The organism is Deinococcus misasensis DSM 22328, assembly GCF_000745915.1.
GTDB lineage: Bacteria > Deinococcota > Deinococci > Deinococcales > Deinococcaceae > Deinococcus_C > Deinococcus_C misasensis.
Map to the genome: position 1 here is coordinate 77961 of NZ_JQKG01000005.1, position 25434 is coordinate 103394.

Consider the following 25434-nt stretch of genomic DNA (forward strand, 5'->3'; position numbering starts at 1 on the left):
CTGCTTCAACAGGAGTGACCCATGCGTAAACAGCAAAGCCTCGCCGGTTTTACGCTGATTGAACTGCTGATCGTGATTGCCATCATTGGCATTCTGGCTGCCGTTCTGATTCCCAACCTCCTCGGTGCACGCAAACACGCATACAACACCATTTCGCAAAATTGCGCCAATTCTCTGGCCAAAGCCGCTGCCATCTACAAGATTGACAACCCTCAATCCACCAGCTTTCCAGCAGCTTCTTTTTTCACAGGCGATCCCACCTCTTATGGAACCCAAAATTGTTTGGATCCCAATCTGACCATCACTGGAGACAGTGCAGCACAGTACGATTACACCATCGTCCATGCCAATGGCAGCAAGGTATTCAACATCACCGAGAATGGAATCATCAGCACACCCAAGCCCTGATACACGCACCACATACCACGAAAAGAAGCCCAGCAATTGCTGGGCTTCTTTTTGATCACCATCAAAGTCATTCCATCAATTCAAAACTGACTGCAGCCAACCTGGTCCCTAGGAAATCCACGCCATAAGGGTTGAAGTTCTGAACCAGCATCTTCCCTGCCCTTCTGGAAACGCGCACACCCTCTGGAACATCAAGGACAGGAACACCCGTTTCCATCAAAATGTCACGGATCAAGTCGTGAATCAGGCCAGAGCTATGCACCCCAATGGTCAGCACGTTGTTCTTGCGCATCACCGCGCATTCCCCTGCCATGGGGCCACTCTCCAAGACGTGCAGAACTTCGGCATCCAAAGGGCGGTAACTTTCAGACCAGATCGTCACGTCGTAACCAGAGACTGTTTCTTTCAAGCCCGGACGCATGGAGTCAAAGTTTTTGAGTTTGCCTCCCACCAGATCAGAAAGCAGTCCAAACTGTCCGTCTTCAGGGGTGCGCCCAGATTCGGTCCGGTAGGCGGTTCTCGGGCCAAAAATCAGGTGGGCATGGTTGCTGGCTTGCTGCAGGTTTTCTGCAGCCCTCTCAGTCATGAGGGTCAGGGCCGGGGCCACAATCACCTGATATCCAGAGAGGTCAGACTCGGGGTGAATCACATCGATGTCCACACCCAGACTGCGCAGGGTGGAGTAATACAGCATCACCTGACGCCAGTAACTGAGGTCTGCGTTGTGTTTTTGCTGGTCAAAAATCCAGAGCGAACGGTAATCGTGCAGCAAGGCCACTTTTGCTGGCACATCCCCAATGGGGAATTGTTCGGTTTGCAGGCTTTTGACTTCATGGTATCCACGGTCAAAAGTCTCATCGTGACGCAACAAGCCTGAGTGCATCACTTCCTGAGCCATGGTGGCAGCCCTCCAGCGGAAGTAAGAAACCGTGTCTGCACCGTGTGCCCACGCCTGCGCCGTCCAGAGCTGGACAGCTCCATCGGCAGGCAGGGGATTGTATGTGGACCAGTTCACCTGCCCGCACTGCTGCTCCATCACCCAGAAGCCGGTTTGCTTGCCTGTGGAGTATGCTTTCAGGCCCCTGTAAAGGTCATGGTTGAAGCTGATCAAATCCGGGTGACCTGTGCGTGCATACTTCAGTTTGGTCTCTTCGCTTTCCCAGAAGGCAAAGAATTCCAGCATGCCCGTTGGGTAAGCGTCCCAGCTGACAAAATCAAGGCATTCAGAGACCTGATAATGGTCAAACTCCGGGAAGAAAATCATGAAGTTGTGGGTGATGAAACGACCCGGTGAAAGTTCACGCAGGATCTCCACCTGTTCTTCCTGAAATTCTTTGACCATATCAGAAGCAAAACGGGCGTAATCCAGCACATGGCTGGGGTTGGGCTCAGTGACGGTCAGGTTTGGGGGTTCAATTTGATCCCATGCAGTGTACTCCTGACTCCAGAACACATTGCCCCAAGCTTCGTTCAATTTGGCCAGAGTACCGTAACGCTTTTCCAGCCAGACCGGGAAAGCCTTGGTGCTGGCAGGACCATAACTGCGGGTGGTGTCATGGCAACCGAATTCATTGTCGGTTTGCCAGCCCACCACGCCGGGATGCTGGCCGTAACGCTCAGCAATGGCTCTGGTGATGCGCCGGGAATGCTCACGGTACACCTGTGAAGCAAAGTCATAATGCCTGCGAGATCCAAAAGCCCGCACCCGCCCCTGAGGGTCATGGGCCAGAATCTCTGGATGCTTGCGAATGAGCCAGGCCGGAGGGGTCGCTGTGGGTGTACACAGCACCACCTTCAGACCTTCTTTGTGCAGGATGTTGACTGCATCGTCCAGCCAATCCCACTGGTACTGGCCTTCGTGGGGCTCCATCAGGCTCCATGCAAATTCGGCAATCCGAACATACGTGAGGCCCAGTTCTTTTTGTTGCTTGGCGTAAACCTCCCAGCGGTCGGCAGGGACGTGCTCGGGGTAGTCACATACCCCGAGCGCCAGGTGGTTCACAAGATCTTGTGTTCCGGTCTGGTGTGTCATCCTTTGACAGATCCCCCTGCGATGCCAGCAATCAGGTGTCTCTGGGCCACCATGAACAGGATCAGGAAAGGCACGGTGGAAATCGCAGTTCCCATCATGATTCCGCCCCAGGAGACGCGGTTCAGACCCACCAGAGTCCCCAGAGCCACGGGAATGGTGTAAGCGTCCTTGTTGTTCAGCACGAGGAGGGGCCACAGGTAATCGTTCCAGCTGGTCAGGAACAGCAGAATCGCCAGAGCTGCCAGAGCCGGACGCACCACAGGCAGGGCGATCTGCCAGTACACCCGCCATTCGCTGGCTCCATCAATGCGTGCTGCATTGAGGAGGTCATTGTGGACGCTCATGAAAGATTGGCGCATGTAGAAGATGCCCACTGTGTTGGCCAGACCGGGCAACACCACGGCCCAGTAGGTGTTGGTGAGCTTGAAGTTGCTGGCCATCAGGATGTACTGAGGAATGATGGTCACGAAAGCAGGAATGGCGAGTGTTGCCAGAATGATCCCGAACCAGAAGTTCTTGCCTGCAAAGTCGTATTTGGTGAATGCAAATCCAGCCATGCTGGTCAGGAACAGGCTGACCGTGGTGTAAATCACCGCAATCATCAGGGAGTTGGTGAGGGCACGGATGAAGTTGGTGTCGGCTTGCAGGTTCTGGAAGTTTTTGGCGGCTTCAGAGCCGAACCACACGGCTCCAGAGTAAATGCCGTTGTCTGGCAGTGTTGCATAAACCATCATCAGGTAGAGGGGAGCCAGGAACAGCAGGGCCAGAAGGGTCAGGGTCAGGTGAAGGGCAACAGACTGGATGGTGGCCGTGACCTTATATATAGAGGTCTCTTTGCGAACGGTGGTGGAACGAATGGGTGTGGTCATGTGTTATCACTTCCCAGCAGTTTGAGTTGGATCCAGCTCACGACAGCACCCAGAATGGCCACTCCGTAAGCAATTGCACTGGCGTAACCGAAGTTGAAGCTTCTGAAGCCCTGCTGGTACAGGTAGGTTCCGATGGTCATGGTGGCGTTGCCGGGTCCGCCAGCGGTGATCAGGGCGGGCTCGGTGTACAGTTGCAGGGTTCCGAACACCGACAAAACCAGAGTGAACAAGATGCTCGGGCGCATCAAGGGCAGGGTGATTTTCCAGAAGGTGGTCCATTTGTTGGCACCGTCAATGGCTGCTGCTTCATACACTTCATTGCCAATCGATTGCAGACCGGCCAGCATGATGATGGCGTTGTAACCCATCCAGCGCCAGGTCATGGCCAGCATGATCACGATCATGGCGGGGGTGGCCTGATTGAGCCAGTCCACAGAGGGCAAGCCAATAGAGTTGAGACCTTGATTCACCGCGCCGTACTGGGTGTTGAAAATCAGACGGAAGATCGCGGAGTAAGCGGTGGTGCCGACCACCAGAGGGGCGAAAAACGCAAAGCGGTAAAATCCCTTGAGTTTCAACATCTGGGAATTGAGGGCAATCGCCAGAGTGAGGGACATCATCAGCATGATGGGCACCTGAATCACCATGATCAGCAGGGTGTTTTTCAGGGCGGTCATGAAGAAGGGATCGCTCAAAAGTCGCGTCCAGTTTGTGGTACTGAAAGAAAATCCCAAGATGCGGGAGTCATCAAAAGAGTCGAACAGACTGCGGACCAGCGGGTAGGCCCAGAACAGCAAAAAAATCAGCAGGTACGGCAACAAAAAGCCGTAAGGTACAAGGTTCTGCCTGAGTCTCAACATGGTGTTTCTCCTTAAATACAGCACCCGTAACACAGGTTACGGTTACGGGTGCTTGACGTTCAAAAGGCGCTACCTGTGTGCTGGCCTTGAAACCTTACTTGGCGATGGGGAGTCCGGTGATGCTGCTGATCTGCTTGGCAGCAGCGTCCAGGGCTTCCTTGGCGGTTTTGTACTTGCCAGAGATGAAGTCGGCCTGGGTGACCACCATCACCTGACGGGCTTCCTGGAAGAACTGGGTGCCACGGGCAGCAGGAACATCACCGAGGGTGTCGAGAATGGTCTTCCAGACTTTCTGGTTGCCCCAGTACTTCTGGCCCTGATTCACGTAGGGATCTTTGGCAGAGGCCAGCAGGGAGGGAACCAGACCGTACTGCTTGAGCATGGCGACTTGACCTTCGTTGGTGGCCAGAGCGTGCTCAATGAAAGCGTAGGCGGCTTCTTTGTTCTTGCTGCTGGCAGGCAGGGCCAGAGCGGAACCCCCGAGGTTGGCTGCGCGCACGCCGCCCTTCTTGGCTGCGGGCATGGGGAACACACCCCACTTGCCACTCAGCTCTGGAGCGTTGCTGCGGATGGTGCCTTCGTACCATGCGCCGAACATCGAGGTGGCAATGTCGCCTTTCTTGAATGCAGTGATCTGTCCGCCCCAGTCGCCGGTTTGCACCACTTTGGCGTCGTAGAGTTTCTTGATGGTGTTGAGGGCGTCCACGCAACCAGCTTTGTTGATGGTGACGCTTTCAGCATCGTTGTCGAAGTAGAAGCAGCCGTTCTGATTGGCCAGCATGCGGAACCACTCGTCGTCCTGACCGTTGGCAACCACACCCATTTTGACTTTGCCACCGAATTTGGCGTTCACTTTCTGTCCGGCTTTGATGAAGTCATCCCAGGTCTTGATGCTGGCTGCACTGACTCCAGCTTGCTTGTAGAGGTCACGGCGGTAGAACATCACCACAGGGCCGGAATCCCAGGGCATGGCGTAACGCTTGTTGCCCACCGACAGTTCAGTCCATTTGAAGGCAGGGAAAGCGTTGATGTACTTGCTGGCTCCCAGAGTGGTGAGGTCAACAAAGCAGTTGGGGAAGCGGGCCCAGAACACTTCGGCTTCGCCGTTTTCCACGCTGTAGACGTCGGGGAGGTCGGCTCCACCTGCGGCGCACCCTGCGAGACCGCGGTCATACACGTTCTGGTTGCCCAGGTCCACCACTTTGACTTTCACGTCGGGGTACTTCTTGTTGAAGCTGGGGATGGTGGCTTCGAGGGCTTTGGCGGCCACGTCCCAGCTCCACACGGTGATTTCACCTTTGGGGGCGGCAAGGGCGCTACCAGCAACGAGGGCCATACTGAACAGAACGGTTTTTTTCATACCTCTCCTCCTGAGAACACGGGCTGGAAACGATCGGCAAGACAGCCAGACCCGTACACATGGATCAACAAGTGCAAACGAGTACACGCAACACAGAGGAACTGCAATGCGCTACACAAATTTCCTGCAATCTGAAGACATTTCAGACTGTCAAGGTGAAGGGAAAATCAACCTAGACCACAATCACACGCAAACCAGCCAATTCCAGATCTTGCAGGTCGTTGCGTTTGACCCGGTGGTCGGTGATGAGGGCTGTCACACTGGACAGGGGAGCAATCAGGGCGGTGGATTCGACCCGGATTTTTTCGTGGTCGGCAAGCACGTACACTTCTCTGGCGTTCTGGCACACGCCGCGTTTGACTTCGGCTTCAGGCAGGTTTTTGTTGCTGATTCCGAAAGCTGCGCTGACCCCATTGCAACCAATGAAAGCTTTGTCGAAGCGAAAGTTGCGGATGATCTCCATTCCGTAAGGTTGAACCAGAGAGTGTTGCAACTTGCGGACGGTGCCTCCGGTCACCACGATGGTGAAGGATTGGCGGGCTTCGAGTTCCAGAGCGATGTTGAGGCCGTTGGTGACGATGGTGACGTGCTGCAGGGTGTTGGGCAGGGCCCGGGCAAGTGCAGTGCAGGTGGATCCCACATCGATGAAGATGGTGTCTCCGTCTTGCACCATTGAGGCAGCTTTTTTGGCGATGCGTTGTTTCTCTGCCTCCAGAATTTTGCGGGTTTCTTCGAGTGGACGTTCGACTTTTTGCAGGATGGGCTTGGTGGCCCCCCCACGGGTGCGGTGGATCAGTCCGGATTCGCTGAGGCGGGTGAGGTCACTGCGGATGGTCACGGTGGACACCCCCAACAGGTCTGCCAGCTCTTCCACAGTCACTTTTCCGGATTGTTCGATGCGTGACAGGATGATGTCATCTCGTGTGGCCATGGTGCAACCCTTTCTGATCTTTTGCTTGTTTCAATTTTTACTCCAGAGCTTGCGAAATGTCAAGCATTCCAGATTTCAAAACCTTCGCTATTTGCGTTTCTTCGATACGGAAATAGGGGTTTTCCCTATTGACCAAAATACTCCGTTTCTTTTCCAGACGGCTTTTTCGACCGTTTTTTATGCATGGTACACACTGTGGGAATTCTTCCTTTGTTCGGTCAGCTTTCAAATTTTTCGCTGGATCAACGAAAAGATGTTCACAAAGTTTCGAAAGCCATGAACACCCGTTCAATTTCATTTGAAAGTCACATCTTGGTCACAATTGGCTGTTCGAAAGGGATTTGAAACCTTCATGCGACATTCAAAAATCCATATAATGAGAACATGATCAACAACCTGGAAGTGCGCAATCTGGCCATTGCCGACGCACTCGATCTGCAACTGAGTGAAGGTTTGAATGTGTTCTCCGGCGAAACCGGAGCTGGAAAAAGTTTGATTGTGGACGCCCTTGAACTGCTGCTCGGGGCCAGAGGCAGTGCCGATCTGGTGCGCAGTGGCGAAGACAGTTTGCTGGTCACCGCATGGTGGAAAGACCAGAGCGCAAGCCGTCGGGTCTCCACTGCCGGACGTTCAACCGCCCGCATTGACGGAGAAGTGGTCACTGTCAAAGAACTGGCAGAATACTCCTCTCCCAGAGTGACCGTGCACGGACAGCATGCCTCTCAAGAACTGCTGGGCATCAAAAAACACCATTCCTTTCTGGACCGTGCCCTATCAGCACAGGTGGTGGAAGGTTTCCGAAGCGCTTATCAGGCTTACACAGCAGCCCAGAACCGATTGAATGCCCTGAAGCAATCTGAACTGGAACGCAACCGCCAACTGGATTTGCTGTCCTACCAGTTGCAGGAAATCGATGAAGTGAAATTCACGGTGGGCGAAGATGCCACCCTGCAAGAAGAAGTGACCCTCCTGAGCAACATGGAGCAAATCTCCAATGGGGCCAGCACCGCAGCAGAGATCCTGTCCAGCAGTGAACAGAATGCTCTGGACGCGGTTCGGGCTGCCATGAAAGCCCTGCAAGGTCCAGCCAAGTACAGCGAAGAGGCCAAAAACCTGCTTTCGGAACTCAGAGAGGCCCTGTCCACCCTGAGCGCCATCGGGCAAGAACTGGTGTCGCTGGCAGAGACCAGTGTTCCAGACGAAGAACGCCTTCGGATGCTGGAAGAACGCCTTGGAAAACTGCACCGTTTGCAAAGCAAGTACGGTCCCGGACTGCAAGATGTTTTGCACTACCGCGAACAAATTGCCATGGAACTTGAAGGGCTGGAATCCCAGAATGCCGACCTCAGCAGTCTGGAAGCCGAAATCGAAACCCTCAAACTGGAAGTGCAAAAGCGGGCTGCAGAACTTTCACAAGCAAGATTGACCGCTGCACCCACCCTCAGTGTGCGCTTGGAAGCCGTGGTGCAAGCCCTCGGGATGCCCAATGCCCGCCTGATGTTCGAGATCAGTCCTTGTGATCTTGGCCCAAACGGCCTGGAAGACGTGGTGCTGCTGTTCAGTGCCAACCTTGGGGAACAACTCAAGGAAATTGGAGCGATTGCCTCTGGTGGTGAGCTTTCCCGCGTGATGCTGGCCATCAGCACAGTGCTGGGCTCTGACACCCCCACCGTGGTTTTTGACGAAGTGGATGCAGGCATCGGGGGCGAAACTGCCATGAAGGTGGGCGAACAACTGTCCAGACTGGCCCGCCACAAACAGGTGCTGGTCGTGACCCACCTTCCGCAAATTGCTGCTTTCGCAACCCAGCATTTCAAAGTGGAAAAAGCCACCAATTCCGAAGGCCGAACCGTTTCCAGGGTCACCCGCCTGAACGATCAGGCCCGCCTGTTCGAACTGGCCCGCATGCTCAGTGGCAGCACCTCCAGTGTGGCCGTGCAGCACGCCATGGAACTGCTGGACAGTGCCAGAGCTTTGCCTCTGGACGTGTAAAGCTTTTTCTGCAAGATCAAACAGGCTGCAGTTTCCATTTCGAAAGAACCGAAAGCTGCAGCCTGTTTTGACATTTCAGCACGCTTTGAGCCCCAAGGAGGCCCCATGGATCTGGAATGGCTGGAACACACCGAAGCCAGAGCATACGAAGCCCAGTTTCGAAGGGCACCTCCCAACCTCGGGTTGCAGTTCGAACAACATGGAGAGCTTTTTCAGCTCTATTCGCCCAAAATGGATGTGTTCATGTTCAACCGTTTGCTGGGCACCGATTGGTCTCTGGGATGGGAAAATCTGCTGGAATCCCACAGGGAAGCTGGCCTGAAAAGGTATGGGGTGCAAATCCCCCCTCCCCTGCTTTCCAGAGAGGTGCAACATCGGCTTGAAGCTGCGGGCCTTGTGCATTCCAGCAACTGGGTGAAAATGTACCGTGCTGCCGGAGATGCCCCAGAGGTCCACACCCCTTTTCGCATTGAACGCATCGATTCCTGCATGGCCCAGCATTTTGCAGAGGTGGTCACTCTGGGGTTTCAAATGCCTGCTTTCCTGAGGCCATGGTTGCAGCAGGTGGTCGAAATTCCGGGCTGGGTGTCTTATCTGGCTTTTGATGGGAACAATCCAGTCGCTGCAGGTGTCATGCATGTTCAAAATGAGGTGGGCTGGCTCGGGATGGGTTGCACTTTGCCTGAGCACCGCAACAAAGGGGCTCAGGGAGCCATCATGCGCTGCCGGATCCGGGATGCTCTGGATCTGGGCTGCAAATGGGTGATTGCAGAAACCGGTGAAGAAAACGCCAAAAATCCCAACCCGTCTTACCACAACATGGTGCGGATGGGATTCAAGTTGGCCTATGCCCGACCCAATTTCATGCCTGCAACCTGAAGTCAGTGCAAGTGGTATCCAGCCAAACCCGTGCTTTCAGACCACTGCTGGTCCAGAATTTTGGGATGGGAAGCAGGATTTCCGCGTTTGATCCAGTGCAAGAAGCGCTCAAGGTCGACTTGATGTCCTTCTGCAACCACTTCAATGCGCCCATCTGTCAAGGTTTCGATGTACCCGGAAAGCTTCAGGTCCAGAGCGTAGCGTTTCAAAAATTGAGGGTAACCGCTGAAGTCCCCTCCCACCAGACAGGTCAGACGTTTCACATCGCCCATTGTGCCATGAAACCTTTGCTGGATATGGAAGTTGTGTTTCAAAAATCCACCATTCCCTTGTGAAAAAAAACTTAAGGTTTGCACAACATCATGAAAGTGCTGATTTTACTGAAAGAAAGCAACATGAGAGAAACCATCACCTGTTTTCATGCCAGAATGGTGTTTAATATTTAGCGTATGTGGCGAAGAACCCTTGGATGGGGAACTTTCATTCTGGTGCTTCTGGCACTGGTCATTGTGATGGTGGGTCCCGTGGGTCTTCGCCTGATTCTGAATGGGGTTCAACAAAGCGGAACAGACATCTCCAGCAAAGGTATTCGGGGCTGGCTCTGGGATTTCACTTTGCTGGATGCCCGTTACCAACAACTTGGCGTCCAACTGAATGCCAGAGAAGCACGCATTCAACTGGATTTCTCAGGCCTGTTCTCCAGAACCATTGGGATTGATGCGGCCCTGAAAGATGCGGTCATTGATCTGGATCCCAGCAAACTGGAATCTGGCACAGGAAGCAACTGGCAAACCCGCATCAATCGCCTTCAGGTGGACAACACCACTTTGCGTTTGAACGGCAAAAGCCTGAACTTGCCAGATGCCCAAGTGAACCTGAACAGCACTTCTGCACGTGAGCTTCAAGCAGACATCCAGACCCAAAATGGGAACCTGCAAGCCAGAGCGGCCTTTGAACCTGACCTGTCCAGCTTTGCCATCGATTTCTCTGGAGATGCAAGCATTCTCAAACACTATTATCCAGGCATTCGTGCAGGCAGCCTGAATGGTCAATACACCCTGAAAAACGGAGACATTGCAGGCACGGTCAACATCTCTGGGGGTCGGGTGGTGGTGCCAGAGTTTGATGTGGTGGATGTCCAGAACATTCAGGGCACCTTGCAGCACCAGAACAACCAGATCACCGCATCCTTGAAAGGAAACGGTCTGGGAGGACCGGTACAGGCCAGAGCCACGGTGGACCTTGAGGGTCAACAATGGAATGTGCTGGCTGATGCCACCCCCCAACTGAACCGCCTCGGATTTGAGGGCTTGAACGGAACCGGACAACTTCGCATCGAAACAGGCGGTTGGGAAAAAGTCAAAGCCACTGCACAATATCTGGGCTCCGTGGGATATCAGGATGTGCAAATTCCAGACGCCAAAATCGGCTACCAACTGACCGAAAAACTCGACAGTCTGGTGCAAGCTTCTGGACAACTGCGGGCTCTGGGCGAAACCGCCAAGCTGCAAGCCGATCTGAAATTTGTGTCCAACGTCTGGTCTGGAGGGGCCACTTTGCAGGGCCCGAATGTGCAGGCCAGAGCCAACATCCAGAACCAACTGCTGACCCTGACAGGCAAAGGGTTCAATGTTGACCTTCAGGGCCAATACCGTCTGGACCGACAAACCTTGCAAGCCACAGCCAGCACACGTTTGCAAGATTTCCAGAAGGATGTGCAGGGTCAGGTCAAAGTGCAGGCCAGTGGACCTCTGGACAACCTGCTCTTGCAGGTGGTGGATTCTGAGGTTCGCACGGACCTGACAGGTCCTCTGTCTTTGAATGGAACAGGGCGCTTTCAGAATGGTGTGCTGGACCTTTCTACCCCCCATCTGGACCTGACGTACAGACCCTCTGGAAGCACATGGCAGGTCAAAGAGATTCCGCTGCAAGGCATCGGGGTGTTGAATGGCTCGGGCAATCTGGTCGGACAGAACCTGCTGGGCACCGTTGACCTGAGCGGATTGCCTCTTCAAGCACAGGACGTGCGTGGAGAACTCTCCCTGAACACCAGCAACTTACAGTTTTCCTTCACATCTCCAGAGCTTCAGGCCAAGGGAATCCCTGATGATTTCAATGTGCTGATCAGAAATTACACGTTTGTCGGAGGGGTGCTGCAAACCTTAAGTGGTCAGGTGCAGGTCAAAAACCTCTCTCCCAGAGGGCAGGTGCGGATCAGAAGTGCATATCAGGATGTCACAGCCACCCTTGATGGTCTGAAATCCACCCTCAAAGGGGAATTGCAAGGCCCCCTAAAAGGACTACCCGTATCTGGAACGGCAGATCTTGAAAATGCCCGTCTGAATCTGGGGGGATTGCTGGCAAACATCCAGTACCAACCCTTGCAAGCCACGGTTTCCCAAAAAGGCCAGAGTCTGAATGTCAGTGTGCAAAACGGCAAGATCAATGCCTCTGGCGCTTTGCCTCTGGACACCTTCCAAAAGCTTTACAACCTGCCCATCTCCGGACAACTGGCAGTGGATTTGCAAAATTCTCAAGGCACTGCAACCTTCTCTGGAAACTATCTTGAGAACCAGATTGAAGCCCTGTTTGATGTGAAGCCAGAGCAAGTCACTGCCCAACTGAAGATCAATGGAAAAGACCTGCAAGCCACCGCACAGGGTCAGGTCTACCCCACTGCAAATCTGAACGGCACCCTGAATGCCCTCGGGGCCACGAGCAACCTGAGGGTATATGGACCTCTGGACCGCCTGAAGTATCAGGCGACTGGCAACACCCCAGCTTTTGTGCAAGGAGACCTTCAACTCTCTTCAAAACCTTTCAATCTTCAGGGCAACTTGACCCCTCAAGTGACCTTGAATGGCAATGTGGGTGGGCTGCAAGTTCGTTTGAAGGACAGCAACGCTTTTGAGTTGGCAGTCACCGGACAGGAAACCCTGCAATACCAGAGCAACACTTACCGGGCATCGCTCTCTGGAAACTGGCGTCCAGACTGGAAAGGCACTGTGAATGCCCGCATCGAGGGCCCCGGAGTGCAGGCCACCGCCCGAGGTCCATGGGGCCAGTTGATGGTGGATGCGGTTTACCGCCAGCAAGACCTGCAACTTCGAGCACAGGTTCGCCTTGGGCTGCCAAACCTAGCGTACTCTGGCACCGTTTCGGCCCGTTACCATGACCTGAACGCCAGAGGATCGGTGCAGGGCTTGGGCAGCCAATTCAGGGCCAGTGCAACCGTGGTCAGCCCGGAGCAAGGCACAGCCAGACTTGAAGCACGAGGTCTGGATGATTTGCGTGTGCAAGCCAGCAATTTTGTGTACCAAGACATCACCGCCAGCGGAAACCTGAGGTATCTGCAAGGCAAGATCAACGGCAGCCTCAATGCCCGTTTGCAAGACCACCGCCTGAGTGTTCAGGCCCTCGGAGAAAGTTTCACTGCCCGACTGCAAAGCCCTCTGGGGCAAGGCACCGCTGAAGGCAATGTGGATTTTTCAAGGTATCAGGTCAACCTGAACAGTCCCTATTTTGATGCCAACGTGAAGGGCAACCTGCAAGGGTTCTCTGGCACTTTGAACACCTTGCCTCAACAGTTTGAGGTGCTGAAAGACCAGCTTCAAATTCCAGCCCAGTCCTTTGGACTGCTTGGAGATTTCCAGAAAAACCGTTTTGCCTTGCAACAAGGGAATGAAGAAGTGGTTTATGCCGATGGAGCACTGTCAGGTGCATTGTCGCTGGATTACCGTTTGAGAGACACAGGCACCGGGCAAGTGCAGGTTCGACCCACCCTGCAAAAAGTGGAGGTTACCCTGACTGGACCTCTGGAAGGCAGTGGTCAGGTGTTCCCTGATGTGGAGGCCAACGTCCGCGCACCTCTGGCCCTTGTGCAACCCTTGCTTCCAGAGGCTTATCAAACGGCTTTGAATCCCGGACAGGTGTTCTTGCAGGTCTCTGGACCGTACAGCAAATTGAATTTCACAGCCCGCACCGAAAACAGCCAGTGGAATCAAAAAGACCTTGCTGTGCAGGCCAACGGTTACTGGACCCCAGACAGCTATCAGGCCAGTGTGCAACTCAAGCATCCGCAAGCCACCTTGCAAGCCACACTGACACCCAAAAACCAGAGTTTCTCTGGCAACCTCGATGCCTTGCTGCTCCCCAATGTGCCCGAAGGGTTGACTGGACAGGTGACGGTTCAAGGCAGCCTGCAAAACTTTGACCCCCAAACCCTGAAAGCCTCTGGCAATCTGGACGCAGCATTGGACTCTGGAAACCTCAAAGCGAAGGGGTCTTTTGACATCCAGCCGGGTTTGCAAGTTCACACCCGCCTGAACGGAACAGCGCTGGAAAACAAAGCGTTCTCTCTGGTCGGTCAGGTGTACCCCAGAGTCAACGCCAGTGTGCAACTTGACCAGAGCAGTGGCACAGCACAGGGCAGCTTTGATCAGCTTGAATTGACCTTGAAGGGGCGTTTGCTGGATCAGCAAGTGGATGTGCGCCTGTCCACCACCGAAACCGTTCAGGCTGTTCTCTCTGGAAGCATCAACGGAGGGCAACTGGACGCAAAACTCAATCTGGCAACAGGTGTGGGTGCCCTCAAACTTGAAGGGCTGGACCTGCAACAAACCGCCAACCTGAAAGGCAACCTGAACCTGAGTGCACAACTCCAGAGTTACCAGCAAGTCACCGCGCAGGTGTCTGGCACAGCAGAGGACATTCAGATAGAGGGGGATCTCCTCTGGCAGGATGGCACTTTGACCGCCCGCACAGCCCAAGCCAGCCTTCAACAGGGGGCTCTGCAAGCCTCAGGGGTGATTTATCCAGAGATGAACCTGCAAGGCTCTGGCAACCTGACCGATCCGGTCAAGGCACCTTTCACATTCACTGCGAAAGGCAAACCTGAAAAGCCTGTGCTGGTTGTGCAGGGAACCCTGACTGAACCCTATCAAGGGCTGCAACTGCAAGGCACAAAAGCCACCATTGAAGTGCGCGACCTGCAAGACATTCTGGTGAACCTTTCAGGGGCCATCTCTGGAAAAGTGGCAGGGCAATACAAACAAACGTTCGGCCTGCAAGAAGCCAATCTGAATTTCAATTTGCCCATCCAGAGGGAGGACCTTGCTGGACTGCTGAAAGGGCAACTGGGCTGGAATGGCTCTTTCTTCGGCCTGCTGAATTTCAGTGGACAACTGAACAAGGAACCCTTGCTGCTGGAGGCCCGAGGCAGCAACACCGGCAACCTGTTGCTGAATGGCAAATACCAGCAAGCCGATTTCAAGGGCACCGTCCAGAAGAACGTTTTTGATGGGCTTCAGGCGCAACTGGAAGTGCCCAACTTTGATGTCTCAGGGTTGCTGGGTTTGAAAGATCCTCTGGTGCTGAATGCAAACGCCAGCATTGAGGGACCATGGAACAAACTGCAAGTACAGGCAGAAGGAAACCTGTCTGAAAATCGGACCCAGCAGCAAGTGCAATTCAAGCTTGCACAACAGGACGACCTCTGGACGGGCACCCTGACTGGAGCCATTGCAGGAGAAGTCCAATACACCCCAGAGAACTGGCGGGCACAACTGGCCACCCAAACCCTGAACTTTGCACCTTTTGTCCCCCAACTGAAAACTGGACTGCTGACCGGAAACTTCAAACTTTCAGGAACAGGGACGGACCTGAGCACCCTTCAGGTTGAAGCCACAGGCTTGCAAGCCATTGCAACCGACACCCAGGACAACCCCATCGAACTTGCTGGCAGTGCCTCTTACCAGAGCGAAACCGCCACCCTGAACCTGCAAGGCCAGTACGATGGCAGTCCCCTGAAAATTGCAGGCAAGTACCCAGACGGCCTTGACGTGCAAATCGAGCGTTTTGCTGTCGCAGGGGGTGAGCTTGGCTTGCAAGGCACCGTTTCAGGCAACCTGAAAGATCCTGCCATCAGGGCCACAGGCACGTTCAACCATCCACAAGGGAACGCAAACCTGCAAGTCTCTGGTTCGCTGCAAGACCTGCTGGTCAAGTTGCAAGCCAACCTGAGTGGTGATGTCAAAGGGACGGCCTCTGGAACCGTTCAGGTGAAAAACCTGGACCTGAACACCCTGCAACTGAACCTCACAGCAGATGCGGAGGGTGCAGGGGTTCTGGCAAGGGGCACCATTCAGGGCAACTACCCTGACCTGAGAGGCCAAATGCGCCTTCAAAGGGGTGATGCCTACGTCACCCTGACAGGGAATGGCGATGGCACGTACAGGCTTTCTGACAGCAATGTGGCCACAGGAACCCTTGCCATTGCTGGAAATCCCCCAGCATTTTCCGGAGATGTGGTCCTGAATGCGGTGCCTTTGCTGGAAGGGGCTTCAGGCAGCACCGCATTGAAGGTCAACTTCAAAGGAAATCTGGACACCCTCTCTGCACAATATTCAGGCACTGTGCAACAGGTGCAATATCAGGAAACCCGCATTGCCTCGGGAACACTGGAAGGCACCTTTGAAGGACCCTACCTTTCTCCGAACCTCCAACTGAAAACCCTCTTGAGTGGGATCCAACAACAGGATCTGAAGGTGCAAACCGCAAACCTGACCCTTGCTTCCAGAGGGGCCTATGCCTCACCTGACCTGAAAGGCAGTGGCACCCTCTCTGGGGTCTCCTACCAGCAAGAAAAACTGGGCGAGATCACCTTTTCAGGAACCTCACAAGGCAACCTCCAGAGCCCCATCCTTGAACTGGAAGCAGACCTGAAAGACCTGCAATACCAGAATGTGCTCGTTTCTGGAGGCAACCTTCTGGTGCAGTCCAGAGGGAGCCTGAACCAACCCGAGGTGTACCTGACTGGAGACCTGAACGGGCTCGGGTATCAGGATTACCAGTTGGATCAACTCACCCTGACTGGGGATTATGCCGGAACATGGCCAAAACCAGACCTTCAGGTGATGGCCACAGGTTCAGGCATCGGATACCAGAACAACCGGGCCGCTTCATCGGTGCTGAACCTGCTGGTCAAACACCGTGCTGACACCTCCAAACTGGAAGGATCCCTGACCGGCAGGATTGAAAGCCTGAGATCCAAGACCGACCAGTTGGGTCTGCTGGACTTCTCTGGAAATGTCCGGGGCACCCTTGCATCTCCTGAAGCGCAAATCAGTGGGAAAATTCGCAACCTGAAGTGGCAAGACGTGGTGGTTGGCACAGGGAATGTTTTTGCCACCTCGGAAGGAAACCTTGATGCCCCCACGGTTCAAATCATGGCCGATCTGGAGGGGGCGCAATACCAGCAGCAAAAACTGCAAACCCTGAACCTGCAAGCCACCTCTCAGGGCAAATGGCAGGAATCCAGCATCAACCTGAAAGCATCAGGAACTGGAATTCAGCTTTTTGGAGCAAACGCTGCAAACATCCATGTGCAGGGCAACAGCACTGGACCATGGTCTGCTCCTTCACTGCAACTGAACACCACCCTTTCCGACCTCCAGTATCAGGAGGGATCGGCCAGACAACTGCAAATCTCCGGGAAATCCACAGGAGACCTGAACAACCCCAACCTTTCCGTCACTGGGGGCTTTCAGGGCCTGAAGTATCAGGACATCCAAACCACAGACGGGGTGTTCACAGCCAATGGACCCCTCAAAGACTTTGAGGTGACCCTTTCCCAGCAAGGCAAGACCACCCTCAGCTTTCAGAAGGAGCAGTTGACCCTGGACGGCTTGACCCTGACAGGTTTTGACCAGACGCTGGCCATCTCTGGTACAGCAGGCTTGAAAGAAGGGAATTTGCAACTCCGCACTGAAGGCCCTGTGAACGGACAAGTGGCAGCCCAGTACCAGCAAACCCGGGCCCTGAACCTGCAATCCCTGACCCTTGAGCAACTTCTGCAAAGTTACAACCTGCAACTGCAACCCGAGGTTTCTTATCAGGGATTCCAGACCCGTGGACGGTTTGCCCTGACCGAACGGGAATGGAGTGGCAGCGGAACCCTTTCTGGTCTGCCAGATTGGCTGTCCAGAGGGCCTGTGAGCTATCGGGTGAGCGGTCAGGACTTCCCTGCCCTGCAAGCCACCCTGAACAGTTCAGGGGTTCAGTCCAACTTGACCCTGAACCGCACAGCTGCCACCCTTGCCTTCCTGAGCACGCCAGAGGTTCAGGGAACAGGAACCCTCACCTACCAGTTTGAGCCCGGCACCTTCTCAGGGGAAACAGGCTTCATCCAGAAAGACACTTCTGTCAATCTGATTGGCCAAGAAAAAACGGTACAGGCCATCCTCAAAAAGGCGCAAGCCACCATCAGCGCACAGGCACAACTGAATCCTCTGGTGGTCGATGTCACCCTCCAAGATGGGGAGCATCAGGGGACCGGTCAATACACCCTGGAAGGCTGGAACCTGGACATTCCAGAGTTCAAAGCAAGCAGCCTCGGGAACACTGGATATCAGGGCACCGTCCGTCTGGTGGGCCGCGGAAAAGGCACCACAGGAACTGTGGAGTTGCAAACCTCGGGCCTGCAACTGCCTTACACGATTCCCTTGCTGGAAGAACAGGTCGCCGGGGATCTCAAGGCTCGCCTTGAACTGGGTGAGGTCATCCGTGCGGTGGGACAGTATCGGGGACCTCTGGGCACTGCAGATCTCTCGGTCAGCAACCAGAATGGCTGGCAAGGCACCCTGAAAGCCAACTTGAAAACCAGCAGCAACCCTGGTTCCTTGCAGGCCGATGTGAAACTTGAAAACCAGAGCATGGATGGAAACATTCAGGTGAACCAGTTTGGCTACACGTTCCGGGACCTCGAAGGGGTCATCACAGGAAAGATCGACATCGAAGACAGTTTCTTCACAGGCAACCTGCAGACCCGTCTGGATGGCGGAGCAGTCACCCTGAACGGGGAAGGCAGCCTGGCCGATGTCTTGCCTGTGCTGGAAAGCATTGGCATTGCCCCCTCTGAGGAAGGCTATCTGGTGACCCTCAGTGCCAGTGCATTCCCTCTGGAAAAGCTGGGGTACTTGCCTTATGCCAGAGGTCGGGTCTTTGGCACCGCCACCCTGACCAGCACCTCCAGCACCGTGAACCTGAGGATTCCAGAACTCAGCTTGCCCGGCAGCACCCCCACCGAAATCCAGATCGGTGGCATCGGGCCTGAAACACCCAACAATGAAAACCGTACCGTCCTGTCTGCCCGTCTGGATGGCACCTTCAGCGGTGGCGATGCCCGTTTCAGGGGTTCCATTGGAGACACCACTTTCGTGGCCAGCAGCACCGATGGGGTTCTGGTTGGAAACTTCGATTTCCGCAACACGCCTGTGCATGCCCTGATTGGTGCCTTCACAGATGCCCTGCCCGGTCAGGGGCTCCTGACCGGCACTGGACGCATCGATGGCAAGCTCTCTGAACTGGACCAGCTTCGCCTGAGTGTGGTGGCAGAAGCCATCAAAGTCACCTCGGCCGGACAGACCTTGATGGGCACCGGACAATTCTCTCTGGAACAAGGGGCTTTGACTGTACCCGGAATTCAACTCTCTGGTGCAGGAAACCTGAACATTCAGGGCAAGTATGCCCCCAACGATGTGAACCTGACGGCCAACTTCCAGAACGCCACCTTCACCCCTCTGCTGGCTCTGGTTCCTGCACTCAAGGGTTACAAGCCCGCTTTGCAGGGCAACCTGTCCATCCGGGCCACGGGAACCTATGGCCAACCCACCATTCAGGTGGAAGGCAGCAGCCTGACTGGAGAACTGGCTGGCATTGGCCTTCAACTCACCAACCTGACGGGTGCTCTGGAGCGCAACCAGATCCGGTTCCAGAGCACCGCCAGCACAACCGGACTGGTCAAGAGCAACCTTCAACTGACCGGCAATGCAGATCTGGTGGCCGGAAAACTTGAAAATTCCCGAATCGAGGCCAATGGCACCACCACAGTCACCAATTTCGGCACCCTGGAGGGTACGGCTTTGCGACTGAACCAGCAAGGGGAAAACTGGAAACTGTTCCTCACAGGCACCAGAGGAGGCAAGTTGCAGGCCTCTGGAGACCTGCTTCCCGACCTGAATGTGCGCATTTTGCTGGATGAGGTGCAACCTGAGCTTCCCAACTATTACATCCAGGACTCAAGCGTCACTGGAGCATTGACCCTGGTTCGTGCAGGTGAATTTTACCGTCTGGGTGGAGAAGTTGACCTTGAAAAACTGCAATTCACCCTTTCCAAGCCCGTGACGGAAAAAACAGACAAAGAAGACACTTTCGAATTCGAAAGCCCCCTTCCCACCGAATACACCACCTTCCCACAGCGCCGGCAGGATCAAGACCGGGCAGCTCTGGCCAGCTGGATTTTTGATGACATTCTGATTGACGCCCAGAACAACATCCGCATCGACGAAAACCTTGTGCGTGCAGAATTTGGTGGACAACTGGTGCTTTCAGGGAATGCCTATGCACCACGCCTGCAGGGAGACATCCTGCCCAAACGCGGAAGTGTGTTCCTCAGGGAAAACGAATTTGTGCTCAACACCGCGGCCACCAGCATCCGCTTCAATGCTGCAGATGGCGCCTATCCGACCATCAACCTCCAAGGAAACGGCTCTGTGCGTGATGGAGGCCAAAATGTCCGGGTGATCATGACCGTGATCGGCACCTTTGTCCCCGACCCGAGCGACCCCAGAGCTCGCAAACTTGAAACCGACACCATCCTCAGGGAAGAAAGAGAACTGCTGGGACAGTGTTCAGATCCGGTCAGGAATCCCAATTCCAATTTGCCACGCTGTCTGGATGAAGCCAGCCTGTATTCACTGCTGGTGTTTGGCACCAAAAACCTGCAAGACATTCCCACCGAACTGACCCAGAGTGCCATCCGCACCACCTTGCAGGTTTTTCTGGTGGGTGAAATTGAGCGCAGCATCGCCAATGCCCTGGGCATTGATGTGTTCCGCATTCGGAATTACACCATCGGTCAGGACAACAGCTTCAATGCAGAGTTCACGGTGGGAACGTACCTGAGCCGCGAATGGTACATCCAGTATCAGGTGGATTTGCTGGGCAACGGCAACGTGCAGGTGCAGTACAGCGCTCTGGATGGTAAACTTGCCCTGACCCTCAGCAGTCCCCTCAACCGTCTGGATTTCAACACCGTGCAACCCGAGATTGCTCTGGCCTACAACTTTGACACCCAGAACAGCATTGAGCTGGGCATCCAGACCGAGGAAAGCCCTCAGGGAGAACGTGGATTCAGTGTGAAGTTGGGTTACAAGCTGCGTTTCTGAACCCATCAAACCTCAGCCCCTCTGGTTTTCAGCAGGGGCTGAACGGTTGAAGGGCGCTGTCCAACACCTTTCAGGCAACATCCATCAAAAGAGGGTACAGTGGTGCAGAAAGGTTGTTCATGCTGCCACTCAAAGTCAAAAATTTCAGCGTCAAACTGCAAAACCGCGTCATCATTGAACGGGCAGAGTTCGAAGTCAAAAAAGGCGAAATTGTCCACCTGGTGGGTCACAACGGGGCCGGAAAAAGCACCTTGCTTCGCGGAATGATCGGGTTGATTCCCTCCAAAGGGGAGGTGCGGGTCTCTGGTGAGCACCCCAAATCCATCGAAGGCCGGAAACACTTTGTGTACGTCCCAGACGAACCCGCCCTTTACGAAGACCTGACCTTGCAAGAGCATGTTCACTATGTGGCCGCCCTATACAGCAAACCCGAGCAGCCCATTCTGGACTGGCTGGAACGCTTTCACCTGACCGACCGCCTGAAGGATTTTCCAGCCACCCATTCCAGAGGAATGCGCCAGAAACTTTCCCTCTCTCTGGCTCTGGGCCTCAACCTGCCCCTCACTTTGCTGGATGAGCCGTACAACGCACTGGATCAGGCGGCACAGGAAGCCCTGTCCCACGGCATCCGTGAAGCTGCCCAGCAAGGCTCTGGGGTGCTCCTCAGTGCCCACCAGACCGAGACCACCGAAATCCTGCAAGCACAGGTGGCCCGGGTGCACGATGGCGTGGTGAACAAAGTTTCATGACCACCTCCAACCACACTGCCCTGAAGGCGGTTCAGGGCATTCGCAACAAAACATTGAAACGTGCATTTGATGTGTGGTGGCAATGGTTCAGCAAAGCCATCGGGATGCCCACTTTCATCTACATGCTGGTCAGTGTGTTGTTTCTGGGATACGGGGCTTTTGAAGACGCCACCCAGCTGATCAAAAGTGTGCCTCTGGTGCAAAAAGCAGGTTTCACCCTGGGGCTGGTGGCCCTCTGGTATGCCATCAAATTGACCCAGATCACCCCTCCTTTTTTCATTTCCCAGAGGGATGCAGTGCGTCTGGGATTCAGCCCTGTGAAACCTTTGCAAACCCTGATTTATCCGATGGTGTTTGCTGGGCTGCGTGACACCGTGGTTTTGCTGTTTGTGGGAGCACTCTGGAGCATGACCACCTGGAAACTGCTGGGATTCATCACACCCTATGCAGTGCTGTCTTGGATCTTGCTGGGTTTGCTGGTGCAGCATCTTGGATGGCTGAAATACCGCTGGCAGGAAGACCAGAGGTCCAGCCTTTTGCCTGTGCTTCTGGGCTTGCTGGTGGTGGGCAGTGCTCTGGCCTTCTGGGTGCCAGAGTTCAGTGTGCTGGGCTCTCTCATCACATCCAGTCCTGTGGGCACCCTGCTTCTGCTGGCTTTGCTGGGCCTGACCCTCTGGCAGGTGGGGCGTGACCTGCAGGAAGATTACCCCAGAGCCTTCCTGCAACACAGCATGATCCTCAGCGAAATCCGGGCCGTGGACACCCTTTTGATTTTCTCTCTGGGCTCCATGAATGCACAGGGCGCACCCGATTTGCTGGTCACCAAACGCAAATTGCAGCAAACCCTCAGGCCCCGAGACCAGCACAACCGGACCCTGAAAGTCCCTTCTGAACGGGCACACCTGCAAATGGTGGCATGGCGCACCCTGCTGGGTCTGTACCGCCAGAGCCCCATCGATCATCTGGTGACCCTCATCGGCCTGACCCTTGTGCTGTATGCCGTGGATTTTCTGGCTTTGCAACCCGACAAAGCCCTGATTGTGGGGGCCTTGCCTCTGGTGGCTCTGGGTCTGGTGATGCCCAGACTGGTCCCGAGCACCACCCAACCGATGTGGGTGCCGATGCCCAAAGAGGTGCGGGCCACAGGGCAGATCCTGCCCGGAATGGTCATTTCCATGGGCTTCTACCTGATCCTGATGCTCGTGTCTCCCCTGCTGGGCATCTCTGGAACTGTGGTGCTGGTGACCCTCACCATGGCACCCCTGTACCTGCTGGCTCTGGAAGCCCTCAACAACTGGACCCAGTTGGGCACCCAGAGCACCTACCTGAAGTTTGGGGCTGGTTTGCTGGCTGTGGTGCCTGCTGTGATTGTTTTGCAACTGGGTTGGGCCGGGTTTGTGATTCCAGCTCAGGTGTTGCTGGCAGGGGTGTTTTACCTGTCTCTGCTGGAACAACCTCCTGTGGAACCTCTGGAGCTTTGAGAACACCATAAAAAAGGACAGTCTTGAATGGCTGTCCTTTTTTGTTTTGATTGAAATTTTTCATGTGCTGCTGGTCATCACCTGATTGTGAGAGCTTCAGTCACAGATCAAGTCTTCGGCAATCTTGGCACTGCTCAAGACGCCGGGCAAACCTGCGCCGGGGTGGGTTCCTGCTCCCACAAAGTACAGGTTCTCAAAGTCCTCAGAACGGTTGTGCGGACGGAACCAGGCGCTCTGGGTGAGGACAGGCTCGATGCTGAAGGCCGCCCCGAGGTGGCTGTTCAGTTCGTCTCTGAAGTGAATGGGATCGATGTGGTGCTCAGCAATCAGGTTTTCCTGCAGACCGGGCAGGTAGTTGTCCTCAAGGAACTTCATAACGCGGTCCCGGTAGACTTTGGCAAAGGTGGTCCAGTCTGTGCCGCTTCCAAGGTGAGGCACCGGAGACAACACGTAGAAACACTCTCCGCCCTCTGGAGCCATGCTGGGGTCGGTCAGGCTTGGCATGTGGAGGTACAGGGAAAAGTCTTCTGCGACCACTTTCTTGTGGAAGATGTCATCCAAGAGGCCTTTGTACCTTGGCCCGAGAATGATGTTGTGGTGCGCAAGGCCCGTGTCACGGTATTGCTTTTTGGTGCCGAAGTAAATCACGAACAGGCTCATGCTGTACTTCATGCCGTCCACTTTGGCGTTGGTGTACTTCTTGCGCTTGTTCTCTGGGATCAGGTTCTTGTAGGTCCAGGCCACATCTGCATTGGAGACGATGTCATCGGCGCGGTGCTCGGTGCCGTCTTTCAGGCGGATGCCCTGCACGCGACCATCATCTGCCAGAATTTCGGCCACTTCGGTGTTGAGGTGGATTTCTCCACCCAGAGAAGCAAACAGTTTGCCCATCCCTTCCACAATGGCTCCGGTGCCACCCATGGCGTACCAGACCCCCCATTTGCGCTCAAGGTAATGGATCATGGCGTAAATGCTGCTGGAGTCGTAAGGGTTGCCCCCAATCAGCAGGGGGTGGAAACTGAAGCACTGGCGCAGGAAGGGATCTTTGATGAACTTGCTGACGTAAGGGTACACGTTCAGGTAGCTTTGCAGACGGATCAGGTCTGGGGCCACTTTCAGCATGTCGGTGAAGTTCAGGAAAGGCTTGTCTGCCAGTTCGGTGAACCCTTTGTCAAAGATGGACTTCGTGGAGTGGATGAAGTTCATGTAACCCCGTTTGTCTTCAGGGCTGATGTTGTGGATCTGCTCCAGAATGTACATCTCGTCGTCGTTGTAATTGAAGACCCGTTTGTTGTGGTCAAAAATGCGGTAGAACGGGTCGCATTTCACGAAAGTCACATCGTCTTCGCGTTTTTTGCCTGCTGCCTGCCAGATCTCATCAAACATGAAAGGTGCCGTGATGATGGTGGGGCCGCCATCAAAAGTGAAACCGTTCTGCTCGTAGACGTACGCTCGTCCGCCGAGTTTGTCTCTTTTTTCGAAAAGCTTGACCCGGTGGCCTCTGGCCTGCAGACGAATGGCAGTGGCAAGTCCTCCAAAGCCACTCCCGATCACGATGATGTTTTTAGGCATGATGTTCCTTCTGGCCCTCTGGTGAAAGGGTACTTGAAACAGGGCGAAAAAGGTCGAAGTGCGAACACCCCAACCGACTTGAAAACCGAAAACCACTCCAAAACAACCTGCATGGTCCTGCTCGGTGATGCCTGCCAAACCTCAGTTGCTGAACTGTTGCTGCTGCAATCCCCACCAGCTCTGGGGAATCATGGCCAGTTTGCGCAAGCCACTCACCTGTGCCCTCTGGTGGAAGTTGTCGTAACCGTTCCGTTCCAGAGCGTCCAGAATGCCTTCGTAAGCTTTTGCAGCCACGGCCACTGCCAGTCTACCTGAACCTTTCAGGCAAGGTATCCCGTCCCGGCCTTCACGGTACCAGCGTCGGGCCATGCCGATCAGGTGCTGCATCAGGCGACGGTACTCTGGGGTGACTTTGCCTTGCTGCATCATTTCGCGGGTGACCCCAAATTCACGGAGCAGGTCGGCAGGGATGTACACGCGGTTGCGGTTGTACAGGTCTTCACCGACATCCCGGAGGATGTTGGTGAGTTGCATGGCCATCCCGAGCTTCAGGGCTTTTTGCAGGGTTTCATCGCCTCCGGTGTAACCACAGATCGGAGAAATCATCAGGCCCACGATCCCTGCCACCCGACGGCAGTACAGTTCCAGATCCGCCTGGGTCTGGTAAACCATCTCATCAAGGTCCATCTTCAGGCCAAGGTACAGCTCGTAGAAAGCCTCCTGGGGCAAAGGGTAATGGTCTGCAGCCCAAGCCAACCCACGGTTGACATCGTCATCGGCAGGGTGGCCCTGCAAGGCATTCTGGGTCCGTTCCCACCATTGCTCCAGAGCTCTGGGGGCATCCTCGGGGCGTGACTCATCTGCGATGTCGTCCCCTGTTCGGCAGACAGCATACACAGCCCACACGGCCTGACGCTGCTGCAATGGAAAGAACTTGCTGCCCAGATAAAAAGTCTTGGAGTGATGCTTGGTGAGTTCGCGGCACACCTGAATGGCTTGTGCTGGTGGGGCGATAATTTCAGGATTGTGATTTCTGATCATGTGCTCCACTCCAGAGTGAGATGGTTTATGTTAGG

Annotated in this window: 14 protein-coding genes; 6 read left to right on the top strand and 8 right to left on the bottom strand. The window is 54.7% G+C overall.

All coding sequences use genetic code 11. The features are described from left to right. The first annotated feature begins 21 nt into the window (after window positions 1-21). Window positions 22-408 (top strand): type II secretion system protein, encoded by a 387-nt coding sequence (locus Q371_RS28060; protein ID WP_034337322.1) that lies wholly within the window; start codon window positions 22-24, stop codon window positions 406-408. A gap of 67 nt (window positions 409-475) precedes the next feature. Here Q371_RS28060 and Q371_RS05615 read toward each other — a convergent pair whose 3' ends face one another. The 5 genes from Q371_RS05615 to Q371_RS05635 all read right to left on the bottom strand — a co-directional run bounded on the left by Q371_RS05615 (window position 476) and on the right by Q371_RS05635 (window position 6460). Further along, a complete protein-coding gene (locus Q371_RS05615) occupies window positions 476-2410 on the bottom strand; it encodes a beta-galactosidase (protein WP_034337572.1) in 1935 nt (644 codons plus the stop codon). Between the two features lie 26 nt (window positions 2411-2436). Further along, window positions 2437-3309 carry a carbohydrate ABC transporter permease gene (locus Q371_RS05620; protein WP_245618242.1) on the bottom strand — a complete coding sequence of 291 codons (873 nt, stop codon included), beginning with the start codon at window positions 3307-3309 and terminating at the stop codon, window positions 2437-2439. After that, complete coding sequence (locus tag Q371_RS05625; protein ID WP_034337325.1) at window positions 3306-4169, bottom strand: carbohydrate ABC transporter permease; 864 nt, start codon at window positions 4167-4169, stop codon at window positions 3306-3308. Before Q371_RS05625 ends, Q371_RS05620 begins: the two co-directional genes overlap by 4 nt. 94 nt (window positions 4170-4263) lie before the next feature. Beyond that, window positions 4264-5529: an ABC transporter substrate-binding protein gene (locus tag Q371_RS05630; RefSeq protein ID WP_034337328.1), complete on the bottom strand. Its 1266-nt coding sequence runs from the start codon at window positions 5527-5529 to the stop codon at window positions 4264-4266. Window positions 5530-5701: 172 nt separating this feature from the next. Then, on the bottom strand, window positions 5702-6460 hold the full coding sequence (locus Q371_RS05635) for a DeoR/GlpR family DNA-binding transcription regulator (RefSeq protein WP_034337331.1): 759 nt from the start codon (window positions 6458-6460) through the stop codon (window positions 5702-5704). Window positions 6461-6844: 384 nt separating this feature from the next. Here Q371_RS05635 and Q371_RS05645 point away from each other — a divergent pair, with 384 nt between their 5' ends. Continuing rightward, complete coding sequence (locus Q371_RS05645) at window positions 6845-8452, top strand: DNA repair protein RecN (RefSeq protein WP_034337337.1); 1608 nt, start codon at window positions 6845-6847, stop codon at window positions 8450-8452. Window positions 8453-8557: 105 nt separating this feature from the next. Then, window positions 8558-9331 (top strand): GNAT family N-acetyltransferase, encoded by a 774-nt coding sequence (locus Q371_RS25405; protein WP_051963366.1) that lies wholly within the window; start codon window positions 8558-8560, stop codon window positions 9329-9331. Between the two features lie 2 nt (window positions 9332-9333). Here the strand turns inward: Q371_RS25405 and Q371_RS05655 are convergent, their stop codons facing one another. Further along, window positions 9334-9594: an acylphosphatase gene (locus Q371_RS05655; RefSeq protein WP_245618244.1), complete on the bottom strand. Its 261-nt coding sequence runs from the start codon at window positions 9592-9594 to the stop codon at window positions 9334-9336. A 186-nt stretch (window positions 9595-9780) separates the two neighbouring features. Between Q371_RS05655 and Q371_RS05660 the strand changes: the two genes are divergently transcribed. The 3 genes from Q371_RS05660 (at window position 9781) to Q371_RS05670 (ending at window position 22786) form a co-directional block, all read left to right on the top strand. Then, complete coding sequence (locus tag Q371_RS05660) at window positions 9781-20556, top strand: translocation/assembly module TamB domain-containing protein (protein ID WP_034337342.1); 10776 nt, start codon at window positions 9781-9783, stop codon at window positions 20554-20556. 119 nt (window positions 20557-20675) lie between these two features. Continuing rightward, a complete protein-coding gene (locus Q371_RS05665; RefSeq protein WP_051963369.1) occupies window positions 20676-21305 on the top strand; it encodes an ABC transporter ATP-binding protein in 630 nt (209 codons plus the stop codon). Next, a complete protein-coding gene (locus tag Q371_RS05670) occupies window positions 21302-22786 on the top strand; it encodes a hypothetical protein (RefSeq protein WP_034337344.1) in 1485 nt (494 codons plus the stop codon). The genes Q371_RS05665 and Q371_RS05670 overlap by 4 nt, the downstream gene beginning before the upstream one ends. A 96-nt stretch (window positions 22787-22882) precedes the next feature. On the opposite strand, the gene Q371_RS05675 is transcribed toward Q371_RS05670, so the two are convergent. Further along, window positions 22883-24358: a phytoene desaturase gene (locus Q371_RS05675; protein ID WP_034337581.1), complete on the bottom strand. Its 1476-nt coding sequence runs from the start codon at window positions 24356-24358 to the stop codon at window positions 22883-22885. Between the two features lie 141 nt (window positions 24359-24499). After that, on the bottom strand, window positions 24500-25399 hold the full coding sequence (locus tag Q371_RS05680) for a phytoene/squalene synthase family protein (RefSeq protein ID WP_034337346.1): 900 nt from the start codon (window positions 25397-25399) through the stop codon (window positions 24500-24502). Window positions 25400-25434 lie beyond the last annotated feature (35 nt).

Excerpts from the sequence above, each read along its gene's own strand:
- Q371_RS28060 (WP_034337322.1), top strand. The coding sequence starts at position 22 with ATGCGTAAACAGCAAAGCCTCGCCGGTTTTACGCTGATTGAACTGCTG.
- Q371_RS05620 (WP_245618242.1), bottom strand. The coding sequence starts at position 3,309 with ATGACCACACCCATTCGTTCCACCACCGTTCGCAAAGAGACCTCTATA.
- Q371_RS05625 (WP_034337325.1), bottom strand. The coding sequence starts at position 4,169 with ATGTTGAGACTCAGGCAGAACCTTGTACCTTACGGCTTTTTGTTGCCG.
- Q371_RS05630 (WP_034337328.1), bottom strand. The coding sequence starts at position 5,529 with ATGAAAAAAACCGTTCTGTTCAGTATGGCCCTCGTTGCTGGTAGCGCC.
- Q371_RS05635 (WP_034337331.1), bottom strand. The coding sequence starts at position 6,460 with ATGGCCACACGAGATGACATCATCCTGTCACGCATCGAACAATCCGGA.
- Q371_RS05645 (WP_034337337.1), top strand. The coding sequence starts at position 6,845 with ATGATCAACAACCTGGAAGTGCGCAATCTGGCCATTGCCGACGCACTC.
- Q371_RS25405 (WP_051963366.1), top strand. The coding sequence starts at position 8,558 with ATGGATCTGGAATGGCTGGAACACACCGAAGCCAGAGCATACGAAGCC.
- Q371_RS05660 (WP_034337342.1), top strand. The coding sequence starts at position 9,781 with ATGTGGCGAAGAACCCTTGGATGGGGAACTTTCATTCTGGTGCTTCTG.
- Q371_RS05665 (WP_051963369.1), top strand. The coding sequence starts at position 20,676 with ATGCTGCCACTCAAAGTCAAAAATTTCAGCGTCAAACTGCAAAACCGC.
- Q371_RS05670 (WP_034337344.1), top strand. The coding sequence starts at position 21,302 with ATGACCACCTCCAACCACACTGCCCTGAAGGCGGTTCAGGGCATTCGC.
- Q371_RS05675 (WP_034337581.1), bottom strand. The coding sequence starts at position 24,358 with ATGCCTAAAAACATCATCGTGATCGGGAGTGGCTTTGGAGGACTTGCC.
- Q371_RS05680 (WP_034337346.1), bottom strand. The coding sequence starts at position 25,399 with ATGATCAGAAATCACAATCCTGAAATTATCGCCCCACCAGCACAAGCC.